The 11519-nt window shown below is 69.4% G+C and carries 10 protein-coding genes; 4 read left to right on the forward strand and 6 right to left on the reverse strand.

The features are described 5' to 3' along the window. Positions 1-93: 93 nt before the first annotated feature. Positions 94-1977, forward strand: a complete 1884-nt coding sequence (locus ACPEEZ_RS13900; protein WP_423920258.1) for a hypothetical protein — start codon at positions 94-96, stop codon at positions 1975-1977. A 36-nt stretch (positions 1978-2013) separates the two neighbouring features. Here the strand turns inward: ACPEEZ_RS13900 and ACPEEZ_RS13905 are convergent, their stop codons facing one another. After that, on the reverse strand, positions 2014-2322 hold the full coding sequence (locus ACPEEZ_RS13905) for a hypothetical protein (RefSeq protein WP_423920261.1): 309 nt from the start codon (positions 2320-2322) through the stop codon (positions 2014-2016). Between ACPEEZ_RS13905 and ACPEEZ_RS13910 the strand changes: the two genes are divergently transcribed. Continuing rightward, positions 2315-4171 (forward strand): hypothetical protein, encoded by a 1857-nt coding sequence (locus tag ACPEEZ_RS13910; protein WP_423920263.1) that lies wholly within the window; start codon positions 2315-2317, stop codon positions 4169-4171. The two genes, ACPEEZ_RS13905 and ACPEEZ_RS13910, sit on opposite strands and share 8 nt — an antisense overlap. Positions 4172-4250: 79 nt before the next feature. Here the strand turns inward: ACPEEZ_RS13910 and ACPEEZ_RS13915 are convergent, their stop codons facing one another. Genes ACPEEZ_RS13915 through ACPEEZ_RS13935 form a run of 5 tightly spaced genes read right to left on the reverse strand, consistent with a single transcriptional unit; the run spans position 4251 to position 9705 of the window. Further along, on the reverse strand, positions 4251-5567 hold the full coding sequence (locus ACPEEZ_RS13915; RefSeq protein ID WP_423924287.1) for a lipopolysaccharide biosynthesis protein: 1317 nt from the start codon (positions 5565-5567) through the stop codon (positions 4251-4253). Between the two features lie 5 nt (positions 5568-5572). Beyond that, complete coding sequence (locus ACPEEZ_RS13920) at positions 5573-6925, reverse strand: nucleotide sugar dehydrogenase (RefSeq protein WP_423920266.1); 1353 nt, start codon at positions 6923-6925, stop codon at positions 5573-5575. 34 nt (positions 6926-6959) lie between these two features. After that, positions 6960-7970, reverse strand: coding sequence for a Gfo/Idh/MocA family protein (locus ACPEEZ_RS13925; protein WP_423920268.1), 1011 nt, complete (start codon positions 7968-7970; stop codon positions 6960-6962). Continuing rightward, the gene (locus ACPEEZ_RS13930) at positions 7970-9070 is read right to left on the reverse strand and encodes a DegT/DnrJ/EryC1/StrS family aminotransferase (RefSeq protein ID WP_423920270.1); all 1101 of its coding nucleotides are present in this window, start codon (positions 9068-9070) and stop codon (positions 7970-7972) included. Before ACPEEZ_RS13930 ends, ACPEEZ_RS13925 begins: the two co-directional genes overlap by 1 nt. A 2-nt stretch (positions 9071-9072) precedes the next feature. After that, positions 9073-9705, reverse strand: a complete 633-nt coding sequence (locus ACPEEZ_RS13935; RefSeq protein WP_423920273.1) for an acyltransferase — start codon at positions 9703-9705, stop codon at positions 9073-9075. Positions 9706-9906: 201 nt separating this feature from the next. Here ACPEEZ_RS13935 and ACPEEZ_RS13940 point away from each other — a divergent pair, with 201 nt between their 5' ends. Continuing rightward, the gene (locus ACPEEZ_RS13940) at positions 9907-10329 is read left to right on the forward strand and encodes a DUF3060 domain-containing protein (RefSeq protein WP_423920276.1); all 423 of its coding nucleotides are present in this window, start codon (positions 9907-9909) and stop codon (positions 10327-10329) included. A gap of 37 nt (positions 10330-10366) precedes the next feature. Next, positions 10367-11434 (forward strand): non-hydrolyzing UDP-N-acetylglucosamine 2-epimerase, encoded by a 1068-nt coding sequence (gene wecB, locus ACPEEZ_RS13945; RefSeq protein WP_423920279.1) that lies wholly within the window; start codon positions 10367-10369, stop codon positions 11432-11434. Positions 11435-11519 lie beyond the last annotated feature (85 nt).

Here is an 11519-nt window from a genome sequence, read left to right on the forward strand (position 1 = left end):
CGATTATGAAATACTTGATACGTGCGCCTCTCTGAGCGCATTCGGCGCTCATCTTCCGCCCGGCGCCCTTTCTCCTCACCTGAAAGAGAAACCGTGAATAAGACAACCCTGACCAGGGGTGCATTCGCCTTGATGGCCGCGATCACCCTGTCCGCGACGATGGGCACCGGGTCGCCTTCCTCCGCAGCCTCGACGGCCGACCCGGCCGCCACCTCCCCTCAGCTCGTGCGCAGCACCCCCTCCCACGAGCCCTCCAGCGGCATGCCCGCGTCCTTTCCCTGGCTCGCTGAGACCGGTCCGGGCGAATACCTCGCAGGCCCGAACGCCCCCTACCTCACGGAGTACACGGACGCAGACGCGGCCCGCGCCCACGCCGAGGACATCACCGTGATCCCCGACACCGACGGTCGTTTCCGCCTGAAGGGCAGCGAGTACTGGTTGACGTACGAGAACGACACTCCCTGGCGAGTCCAGGGAAAGCCGAGCGGCGACGGTCCCGACGCCCTCTGGACGATGGGCAGGGACGGCCGCATCAGTCCGGTCGAGGAGCCCAGCGTGTGGATGTCGGGCACGTGGAGCTGGGGCAATTACACCGTGATGGGTCTCGGCACCGGCGCGCCGGCGAGTTTCATCGACCTGACGAGCCTGACGGCGGAGGTCGACTCCGTCGACGTGGCCGCCGGAACCGCGCGCATCGGCGGGGCCGCCAGGCCCGGGGCGGTGATCACGAGCGGCACCGCCCGTGCCACCACCGACGGCACCGGCACGTGGAGCATGACGGTCGGCGGTCTCGAGTTCGGCTCGAACGACGTCTCGATCACCGCCTCCGACCCTGCCACCGAGGCCGTGATCGCCACGGTAGACCTCACGATCGACCGCCGTGTCGCCGACTTGTCAGCGACAGCGACCTTCGCGGACGCCGTCACCACCGGGGCACTGTTCAGCGGCAGCGCCGAGCCCGGCGCGACCGTGACGATCACCAGCCCCGGGGGTGTCGCCACGGCAGCCAGGGCGAGCGCCTCGGGCGCCTTCACGACCGAGGTCGCCGGCCCGGGCGAGGCCGGTGTGCAGCGCTTCACGGTCACCCAGACCATCGCCGGCCACACGTTCGACCCCACCTACGTCTCGCTCGATTACGGCAGCGCCGTCACGATCGACGCGCCCACCGACGGTGCCGACTTCCCCGGCGGATACATCGAGGTCCGTGGCGCCGGCCTCACCGGCGGCATGGTCCGCCTGTTGGACAACGGCACACCCCTCGCGACAGGAGTCGTCACGGACGGCCGGTACTCCCTCACGGCCGAGGGCCTCGACGACGGCGAGCACGTCTTGACGGCCAAGCAGACCGGTCGCGGCAACAACGTCACCGTCGCCACCGTCACGGTCAACCCCGGCAAGACGGCCACCCCGCCCGTCGACCGGTCGCTGCGCGTCACGTCGCCCCACGTCGAGGACGGCTACGTCACGGGCAAGGCGACCACGTTCACCGGCAAGGCGAGCCCCGGGTCGCGCATCACGGTCACGAACAAGTGGGGCACGAGCCTCGGCGAGGACGTCACCGTCGACCTGACGGGCGACTGGACCTTCACCCGCGTCATGACCGGCCATTCGATCTACTACATCGATTTCATCGAGACGACCGTCGCCGGCCAGACCAACATCGCCAACTTCTACGGGTTCACCGCACTGCCCCCTGCCGAAGCGTCCTTCGTGGTGACCAGCCCGAAGATCTCGGACGGTTATGTCTCAGGGCACGAGCTCACATTCACGGGCAGGGCATCTGCGGGCTCCACCATCGCGGTGACGAACAAATGGGGTACCAGCCTCGGTGACGACGTGACCGTCGATGACACGGGCAACTGGGCCTTCACGCGCATGATGACCGGCACGTCCACCTATCTGATCGTCTTCACCGAGACCACCACGTCCGGTGCGACCAACATCGCCAACCTCTTCGGGCTCGCCCCGAGGGAGTAACCACCACCCGCACCGCCCCGGGGACACATGCATCTGCTATCTTTCACATGTTACATATGCCGTATGGATGCGGTAACAGTGAAAGGCATCATCAATGAAGACGTCCTTGTCCGCGCTGGGGACGGCGGGGCTCCTCGCCCTCCTCCTCACCGTCACTCCTCCGAGTGGTCCGACACCTGTCCTCGCAAACGACGCAGGCGACAGTGGTACCGGTGCCGCAGGCCCCACCTCGACGAGCCCGACACCTCTCGTCTTCGACAGTTTCCTGCCGTATACGTCCTTCTCGGTCGATCGGTCGCTGAGGTCGCCGGGCTGGTCGTCGACGTACTCCGAGTCGATGGCCATCGCCGACACGAGCTGGTCGTTCCCCGCAGTCGGCGAGACGGGGCAGATCCGCTCGGCGGACGGCTCCTGCCTCTACGCCAACACCAACAGCGATACGAGAATCCGCTACGCCCCGTGTGCCGCGGTGCCTCCGACGAGCGAGAGCTCGTGGACGGTCCAGCCCGACGGTCGCGTCGAGTCGGCGTCGTACGTCATGACCAATCGGAGCTCGGGCACGTACCTGTTCCTGGGGCGGTCGGACAAGGCCAAGGCGGGGCTGCGCCTGGTGGGTCCGCACACCGGTCTCGGCCTCACCGGCGTGACCGCCGCCTCCTCGTCCTTCGACGCCGCGGGCGTTCTGACCCTCAGCGGCACTGCGACCCCGGGGAGTCAGATCCGAGCCGGTGGCGAGACCGCCGTGGTGCAGGGTTCCGGTCGCTCCGGCACGTGGACGCTGCGCCTACCCGACGCGCCGGGGCAGATCGAGGTGCAGCAATGGGTCTCGACACCCTCGGCGGGCTGGCAGCGGTACGACACGACGACCGTCGACATCGGCATGACCGCGCAACTCGTGTCCGTCGACGAGCAAAGCCGGTCCGCGACCGTCACCGGAACGGCACGACCCGGCTCGACCGTCGCCGTCGACGACGCCCGGCTCGACATCGGCGCCGAGGGCACCTTCTCGTACACGGCGCACGGTCTCGTCCTCGGATCGAACACGATCCGCTTCGACGAGACGGTCCGGGGCACCGTCCGCTCCAGCGCCACGGTCGAGGCCGTCATCGACGTCGCGGCCCTCACGGCGCACTCGCGATTCGAGGCGGCAGCCGGTGCACCGGTCACATTGTTCGGCCAGGGCAACCCAGGGGCCATGGTCGAGGTGATGGCCGGGCCGGCAACCGTCGTGGCCAGCGCGACGGTCGATGCCGCCACGGGAGCCTGGTCGACGTCACTGCCCGCGCCGGGCGCCGGAGGTGTCTACTCGGTACGCGTGCACCAGATGGTGGACGGCGAGAGCAAGGGAGACCTCCAGCTCGACATCGATTACGGCAGCCCCGTGGCGATCTCGTCACCTTCCCATGGCTCGATCGTGGGTGCGGGCCCGGTGCACCTGGAGGGCACGGGCCTCGCCGGGAGTTCCATCACCGTGGGCGAGAAGGGCTCGGCTGGGATGCTGGGTTCGGCGACCGTCACCGGCAACGGAACCTGGGCGCTCACGACCTCCAGCTTGGAGAAGCGCGAGTACGTGCTCGTCGCCACCCAGCTCGGGCGGGGAGCCAACACGACGACGCACTCCATCACCGTCAACCCGGGTGAGGCCCCCACCCCCTTCGTGGACGCCGCGGTCACCTCGCCTGACGGTTTCGTCGCCGGTTGGGTGAACCGCGTCTCGGGTACCGCGACCCCGGGGGCGACGATGACCATCACGAATCCGTGGGGGACACCGATCGCCCGTCACGTCGCGGTGGATACCTTCGGCAATTGGACCTTCGAGCGAGCGTTCTCGGGCGAGAGCACGATACGCCTGCACTTCACCCAGACGCTGCCCGATGGTCGTTCGAAGACCACCGGACCCGTCGACTTCCCACCCGCCCCGAAGGCTTTCCGCGTGATGTCGCCTGCACCCAGCGACGGATTCGTCCCGAACACCGTCGTGACGTTCTCGGGCACCGCCGAGCCGGGCAGCACCATCGGCATGACGAACAAATGGGGCGTCGTCCTGGCCAAGCCGGTCATCACCGATGAGAAGGGGCGGTGGTCCATCGCCCGCAAGATGACCGGGACGTCGACGTATCACATCGACTTCACCGAGACCGATCACGGCACCTCGACGACCGTGAAGTTCTACGGCTTCGCACCGAGAGGCTGAGACTCGGGTCGAGGCTCCGCGAACGACGAGGGGCGGGCGCTCCGGCGAGCACCCGCCCCTCGTCGTCGTCGGTCGTCTGTCACCGCGGTGAAGCCCGCACGACGAGAACCAACAGCACCGCGTAGGCCACGCAGGAGGCACTGGCGAAGCCGGTCAGGGTCACCCCGATTCCGAGACCCAGCGTCACCCCCGCGATCACGGACCCGATCGTCACGATGAGCCGCCCGACATCCCAGGCGACCTGGACACCCTGTCGCTCGAGGAGTGGCAGCAATCGGGACAGGGGTGACACCACGATCTGCGCGGCATACGCCGGCACGAGTATCTGAGCGAAGCGTCCTGCCTCGCTCCACTCGGATCCGAAGACGACACCGAAGAGGGCTGGGCCGAGGACGAGTACGACGATTGCACCCGCTCCCCCGACGATCGCCAGGCGTGCGACGAGAGAGAGCACGGTACGGCGCAGCCCGGTCGACCGCGTCCGGACGAGGTGCCCCACGTGCCCCTCGAAATACTGCGCGACCGCATCGGCGACGATGCCCACCGGAGCGGCGAGCACGCGGATCGTCAGAGCCACGAGGCCGACGGCCCCCGCACCATAGGAGGCTGTGAGCACCAGCATCGGTGCCTGCTGGCCGGCGACGTTGAGCAGCCCGGACCACGTCGACACGAGCGGGAACCGCCGGTACCGGAAGGCGACCGCTCGGACGAGCCTCGCCGAGAGGGTGATCCGGCGGCGACGCCGAGCCTCGGCCTCGTTGTCGGCACCTTCTCTCGTGGCCAGCCGACTCCGGCGGTTGGCGGCCCCCAGCCCGACGATGCCGGCGGCGCGACCCGCCGCGAGGCCGACCAGCAATCCCAGCCCGCCGCCGAGGGGGGCGAGCGTGAGGTTCGCGACCACCTGCCCGATACCCTGCAGGGCGTTCCGCACGGCCATCTGCCCGTAAGCGCGGCGCCGTGCCAGCACGGCCGAGAGTATCCGTTGCGATGCGATCGCGAGCACGGTCAGGGGCAACAGCCACCAGGCGGTCTCGAGCGTCGGCGCGCCGAACCAGGTCGCGAGCTCGACTCGCAGGGCGAAGGACGCGAGCGCGACCGCCGCGACGACGACGAGGCCGGACAGGATCGCCAGGAGGACGAGCGCGCGGGCGGCCGACTCGGTGCGGGGCAACACCAGAGCACGTTCCCAGCCGAGTGTCGAGACGACACCGAGCACGGCCGAGATGCCGGTGAGCACGGCCAGTGCGCCGAGATCGCCCGGTGTGTAGAGCCGAGTGATGAGCGGTGAGACGCCGATGACGACTCCCTGCCCGACCAGGCTGCCGAGCAGGATGCGCGTGACCGGTCGCCCCTGCGCCCTCCGAACCGCACGCGAGACGACGCCCCACGCGGGCATCGCGCTCACGCGCCGATGAGGGCGTCCGCCGCGTCGGACGGCATCGAACCGGCCGGGGCAGCGCCGGTGGGGATGCCTCCGATGGCGACGTAGGCGCAGCCCGCCCAGCGTGCCGCGTCGAGCAGGCGACGGCCGTCGACCACGGTTCTCACACCGGGCACGTCGGCGTCGGTCCACGACCTGTAGTCGGCGTGGTCGGCCTGGACGATCACGGCATCTGCCGCGTCACCCCGGACAGCTGCGGTGAGACCGAGCCTGGCGAGTTCGTCCCGCTTGTACATCGGGTCGTGCACCACGACGTCGGCACCGGCCGACTCGAGTGCCCGCACCGTGTCGAACACGCCCGAGAACGCGGTCTCCTTGACCCCGCCGCGATACGCCGCGCCGAGAACCAGTACCGTCTGACCCGCGAGGTCGCCGTGCAGACGGGCGAGCAGGTCGACCGCGTGGTGGGGCATGCCTGCGTTCCGAGCGCGAGCCGCTCGCACGATGGTGGCGTCGGGATCGTTCCAGAGGTAGAGCCGCGGATAGACGGGGATGCAGTGCCCACCGACAGCGATGCCGGGAGAGTGGATGTGGCTGTAAGGCTGCGAGTTGCATGCCTCGATGACACCCTGGACGTCGACGCCGACCTTCTCGGCGTAGCGCGCGAACTCGTTCGCGAGGCCGATGTTGACGTCACGGTACGTGGTCTCGGCGAGCTTCGCCATCTCTGCCGCCTCGGCCGTGCCCAGGTCCCAGACGCCGTTCTTGCGGGGCAGGTCGTCACGCTCGTCGAAGTCGAGCACGCTCTCGTAGAACTCGACACCGCGGGCCGCGCCCTCGGGGGTGAGGCCGCCGACGAGCTTCGGGTAGCGCCGTAGATCGGCGAAGACCCGACCGGTCAGCACCCGCTCGGGCGAGAACACGACGTCGAAGTCGATCCCCTCGACCAGGCCGCTGCCGGCCTCGAGGCGCGGAGCCCACCGCTCGCGGGTCGTGCCGACCGGCAGCGTGGTCTCGTAAGCGACGAGGGCTCCTCTCGGCAGATTCGCGGCGATGGACTCGGTGGCCGCGTCCATCCAGCCGAAGTCGGGCCGCGCCTCCTCGTCGACGAAGAGCGGGACGACGACGACGATCGCGTCGCAGCCGGCGAGGCCGGAGCCGTAGTCGGTGGTGGCGGTGAAGAGGCCGGCGTCGACCGTCGCGGCGAGCTTCACGTCGAGGAAGGCCTCGCCGGGAAAGGGCACGCGCCCGCGGTTGACGACGTCGACCACGCTCTGCGAGACGTCGATGCCGACGACGTCGTGCCCCTTGGTCGCGTACTGGACGGCGAGGGGGAGGCCGATCTTGCCGAGGCCGATGACTGCGATCTTCATGTGCGTTGTTCCAATCGGGGTGAGAGCGGTGGGGTCAGACGGCAGCCGCGAGGAGGCGCGGGTCGACGACCGAGAGAGAGGTTGCGGATTCGAGGGCGGCCTCGGCGACGCGGAGCGTGGCCAGACCGTCGCGCAGCGTGACCACGCGCGTCGTGTCGAGACCGAGGACCGCGTCGCGGAACGCCTCGTGCTCGACCAGCAGGGGCTCGCGCTTGGCCAGCGCGAAGCGGGTCATCGACCCCTCGGCCACACCGCGGAACGCGGAGACCGCGTCCCACGACGTCGCGACCGTGCCGTTCTCGAAGAACGTGAGGTCGGCGGTAAGGGTGTCGGCGACGAACGAGCCGCGGGAGCCCGTCACGACGGTGAGGCGCTCCTTGAACGGCGACAGCCAGTTGACGAGATGGCTCGTGACCGTGCCGTCGGCGAGACGACCCGAGAACGCGATGAGGTCTTCGAACTCGCGACCGCTCTTGTGCGCGGACTGCCCGTAGACGCTGACGAATTCGCTGCAGGCGAGCCAGGCCGTGAGGTCGATGTCGTGCGTGGCCAGGTCTTTGACGACGCCGACGTCGGCGATGCGGGCGGGGAACGGACCCTGGCGGCGCGTGGCGATCTGGTAGACGTCGCCGACGTCGCCGTTCTCGAGCCGCTCGCGAAGCGACTGCAGGGCAGGGTTGTACCGCTCGATGTGACCGACGGCGCCGACCAGGCCGCGCGACTCGAAGGCCTCGACGAGACGGGTGCCCGACGCGACGTCGGCCGCGACCGGCTTCTCGATCAGCGCGTGCACGCCGGCTTCGGCCAGCTGTGTGCCCACGGTCTCGTGGAAGGCGGTGGGGACGGCCACGACGGCCAGGTCGATGCCGAGCTCGAGCAGCTCGTCGACGCTGCCGCACAGGGTGACCCCGTCGGCGGCACCGTGCGGGTCGCCGCACGCGTCAGCGGCACCGACGAAGTCGACGCCCTCGACGGCGCGCAGCACGCGGGCGTGGTGACGCCCCATCATGCCGAGCCCGATCAGGCCGGCGCGGAGGGCGGCCATCAGCGACCTGCCTTCGCGACGGTCTCGACGGCCGAGACGATGCGCTCGAGGTCGCCCTCCGTGAGCGAGGGGTGGACGGGCAGCGACAGTGCCTCGGAGGCCGCACGCTCGGTCTCGGGCAGATGCACGTCGGCGCGGAACGAGGGCAGGCGGTGGACGGGCGTCGGGTAGTAGACGCCGGTGCCGATGCCGTGCTCGTTCTCGAGGGCGGCGGCGAAGCCGTCGCGGTCGTCGCTCACCCGTACCGTGTACTGGTGGAAGACGTGCTCGGCGAGCTCGTGCGTCGCGGGCGTGACGACCGACGTGATGCCCGCCGAGAGCACGGCGGCGTTCGCACGACGCGTCGCCGTCCAGCCGGCGAGCTTCGTCAGCTGCACGCGACCGATGGCGGCGTGCAGGTCGGTCATGCGCGAGTTGAAGCCGATCAGCTCGTTCTCGTAGCGGCGCTCCATGCCCTGGTTGCGCAGGAGGCGCAGCGTGCGCTCACGAGGAGGGTCCGCCACCGCGATCATGCCGCCCTCGCCCGCGGTCATGTTCTTGGTCGGATAGAGGCTGAACGCCGCGGCGTCGCCGAACGTGCCGACCTGGTGCCCGGCCCAGACGGCGCCGTGGGCCTGGGCCGCGTCTTCGACGATCAGCAGACCGTGGTCGAGCGCGACGGCGCGGAGCGCCGTCATGTCGGCCGCGTGCCCGTACAGGTGCACCGGCATGATGGCGCGGGTGCGCTCGGTGACGGCGGCGCGGACGGCGGCGGGGTCGAGGTTGAAGTGGATCGGCTCGATGTCGACGAACACCGGGGTGGCGCCGACCAGTGCGACGGCATTGGCGGTGGCCGCGAACGTGAACGACGGGACGATGACCTCGTCGCCGGGACCGATGCCGAGGGCGATGAGCGCCAGGTGCAGGGCCGTGGTGCCGGAGTTGACGGCGACCGAGGGGCGGCCGCCGAGCAGCTCGGCCGAGAACTCGGTCTCGAACGCGGCGACCTCGGGCCCCTGGGCGAGCATGCCGCTGCGCATGACGGCGTCGACGGCGAGACGCTCGTCGTCGCCGATGATCGGCTTGGCGGCCGGAACGAACGGTCGGGTCGTGATGGTCATGGTCAGTGCTCCTCTGTGATGGAGTCGTTCTCGAGTCGGTAACGGGCGCCCGTGTCGGGGCAGACGAGCGAGTCGCCTTCGGAGATCAGACGGTGGCCGGTGCGACCGACCCACCCGATGCGTCGCGCGGGCACACCGGCGACGAGGGCATGAGGAGGCACGTCGCGCGTCACGACGGAGCCGGCGGCGACGATCGCCCAGGCACCGATGCGGACGGGGGCGACGCAGACGGAGCGGGCGCCGATGGCGGCGCCCTGGTCGACGGTCACGCCGACGGGCTGCCAGTCGGCGGCGCTCTTGAGCGTGCCGTCGGGGTTGACGGCCCGGGGGTGACGGTCGTTCGTGAAGACGACGGCCGGGCCGACGAAGACGCCGTCGCCGAGGACGGCGGGCTCGTAGACGAGGGCAGCGTTCTGGATCTTGCAGCGGTCGCCGACGACGACACCCGATCCGATGTAGGCGGCGCGACCGACGATGCACTCGGAGCCGATCACGGCGGAGTCGCGGACCTGGGCGAGGTGCCAGACGACCGAGTCGCGGCCGATGACGGCGGTCGGGTCGACGTCGGCCGACGCTGTCACACGGGCGCTCGTCGAGTGGACCGCGGGCGAGTCGGGAGAGGTGGGCAAGGACATGGGTTGCACCTTCTGAGAGAGATGACCGGCTGACTTCAGCCACTACGTACAATACCGTATTTCAGATGGATCATCCAGAAATTGTCCGATTTGGATCACACCCGACTCGATGCTTTTCATTTGATATTTAAGATGCTATTCTGAAATCCACTCTCGGGTCGTCGCCCGAATGCCACCACCCCACCCTCTCTAGGAGCCCCCATGTCTCGTCGTCTCATCCGCACCTCCTCGGCCCTCGCCCTTGTCGCTCTGGCCGGCCTCGCGCTCACCGCCTGCTCGAGCGACGACGCCTCGCCCCGGCCCACCTCGACACCGACGTCGGAGCTCTCGACGGTTACCTACAACGAGTGCGTCGACGGCGCCGCGAACATCTACCTCGAGGGCGACGAGAAGACCTACGCCCTGCCCGAAGCCTGCGAGGGCGTCAACGTGATCACCAGCGACGCGACGATCACCCTGGCCGACGTCTCGACACTGGTCGTCGAGGGCGATGGCAACACCGTGACCGTCGACACGCCGTCCGTCGTGGCGTTCCAGGGCAGCAACAACTCGGTCACCTACACGGGCGACGCACCGCAGGTCGACGACCTCGGCGAGGGCAACACGGTCCAGGCCGCCGGCTGAGCGACCGCGCCTCCCGGCCCTCGACCAGAAGGCAGACATGAAGATCATCAGCGTCGTCGGCGCCCGACCGCAGTTCGTGAAGCTGGCCCCGATGGCCCGCGCCCTGTCGTCGCGGTGCCGCCACTCCGTCGTGCACACGGGTCAGCACTACGACCCGAACATGTCCGACGTCTTCTTCGACGAGCTCGGCATCCCTCGCCCCGATCATCACCTCGATGTCGGCAGCGCCTCGCACGGCGCTCAGACGGGGCGCATGCTCGACCAGCTCGAGCGGGTCTTCGCGGCCGAGCACCCGGGTGCCGTGCTCGTCTACGGCGACACGAACTCGACGCTCGCCGCCGCGCTCGCGGCCGTCAAGATGCACATCCCGGTCATGCACCTCGAGGCAGGACTTCGCTCGTTCAACCGCGCGATGCCCGAGGAGCACAACCGGGTGATGACCGATCACGCCTCCGACCTCTGCCTCGCCCCGACCGAACTCGCGATGCACAATCTGGCGAACGAGGGCCTGGCCTCGCGCAGCGTCCTGGTCGGCGACGTCATGACGGACGTCCTCTTCGGGGTGCGCGACCGCGTCGCCGGCACCACGTCGCCGCTCGCGCTCGAGTTCGACGGCGCGCCGTTCACGCTCGCCACCCTGCACCGACCGGCGAACACCGACGACCCCGCACGACTCGAAGACATCTTGCGAGGCCTCCAGGCACTGGACGGCCCGACACTCCTCCTGGCGCACCCGCGGCTCCGCGCCAAGGCCGCGGCGGCGGGCATCGCCCTCGACCGCCCGGGCATCGTCACGGCCGATCCGGCGGGGTACCCCGACCTGATTCGCCTCCTCCTCGCCGCGGACAGCGTGGTGACCGACTCGGGCGGCCTGCAGAAGGAGGCCTTCCTGCTCCGTCGCCCCTGTGTGACGGTACGGAGCGACACCGAATGGACGGAGACGATCGACCTCGGCTGGAACACGCTCGCCGGCGACCACCCCGCCGAGATCGCGGCGCGACTCGCGAATCTTCCGCGCACCCCGACCGAAGAGGCTCCGTACGGCAACGGCACGACGGCGGCACGGGCAGCCGAAGCCATCCTGTCCAGCCTGCAGGAGGCCTGATCGGAGAACGCCACACCTGCTCTCCAGACAAGACCTCATCCACAGATCTCACAACTTGTGGATGAGGTCTTGTTACGTTTTATAT

This window comes from Frigoribacterium sp. 2-23 (genome assembly GCF_049601585.1).
Lineage (GTDB): Bacteria > Actinomycetota > Actinomycetes > Actinomycetales > Microbacteriaceae > Frigoribacterium.